Consider the following 1,078-nt stretch of genomic DNA (forward strand, 5'->3'; position numbering starts at 1 on the left):
CCGCGTTGAACCGACAGTTAGGCTGCGGCGCGTAGTGGAAGAGCGTTTTAGCTAGCATGGCCTGTTTTTTGTGTGTTGCACTTGCAAGTCGAAACCACGCCGTGGCGCGCAGGCAGGCTATTGACCTTACCAGCTTCCTCCGGCTCATTGCTGCTGTGAAGGCGCATTCTCAGACGGTTGTGATGAAGCTGTAGGGAAGGCTGAAGGTGGCAGCTCATTTAACGCAATTAGACGGTCAAAAAGCTTCTCTACGGCAGCAAGTGGTGCCAGCATGCTTTGATGCTCGAAGAACGCAGCCAGGTAGCCGCAACTTGCGCTAAGAACTGCAAAGAGAATCTCTTCTGACTGCCGTACCGTACCGGCCCGAAATGCCTCGACGCTGGATTTATCTTGAACGTGTGCCGTGTAGAAGTAGCTTGCCCCGAACGGAGAGCCGTGAATGACTTCCGACGAGAGAGAGTAGACTAATCCGTAGGCCGCAAGTAGTCGAGAACCAGCTTTTCGTCCCGATAGCTCACCCACTCGCCGGATTCGACTGGGAACGTCTAAGTTGGTCCAACTCCCTTGTCCTTTTCCTGCGAACTCAGGAAATTTATTTGCAATGGTTGACTTGGGGTCAGGGTCAGAGCGAACCTCAATAGAGTACTCGCCGCTTCCGAACCTCCGGTTATGGTGGCGCCAAGCTGCAAAATCAATATAGCGAATTGCACGACTTGCCACCTCGTCTCCTTCGGATAACAAGTAGCTGGCATTAATGAACGACTCAACTGCTGAGCGTGCAATCGGATAAGCGTCTCGGACTGGAATTCCTTGCTGCTTGGCAATGCGCAGAAGCGACTCGACTGATTGTCCGGCCCCCATAGCAAGCAAAGTGCTGACGCGTCGTTGTGCATCAGGTAGGCTGCAAGTGAGTAGCTCTCCATCAAAGTTCGCTGGGCCTTCCGAGGCGATGAAAAGAGCCAGACGCAGAAACTCCTGCTGAAGCATAGCAAGACCGCGCAGTGCATCGATGAGTGGGAGTTCTTCCTTTGCGTCCATACGCTATGGGGTTTAGATGGGCCTAACGCCCGCGTTAACA

The 1,078-nt window shown here is 53.5% G+C and carries 1 protein-coding gene; it reads right to left on the reverse strand.

What is annotated here, in order from left to right:
- Positions 1-144 precede the first annotated feature (144 nt).
- Positions 145-1,038 (reverse strand): DUF5677 domain-containing protein, encoded by an 894-nt coding sequence (locus EIP75_RS23770; protein WP_125245665.1) that lies wholly within the window; start codon positions 1,036-1,038, stop codon positions 145-147.
- Positions 1,039-1,078 lie beyond the last annotated feature (40 nt).

It is taken from the genome of Aquabacterium soli, from assembly GCF_003933735.1.
GTDB classification, from domain to species: Bacteria; Pseudomonadota; Gammaproteobacteria; order Burkholderiales; family Burkholderiaceae_C; genus Aquabacterium; species Aquabacterium soli.

Excerpts from the sequence above, each read along its gene's own strand:
- EIP75_RS23770 (WP_125245665.1), bottom strand. The coding sequence starts at position 1,038 with ATGGACGCAAAGGAAGAACTCCCACTCATCGATGCACTGCGCGGTCTT.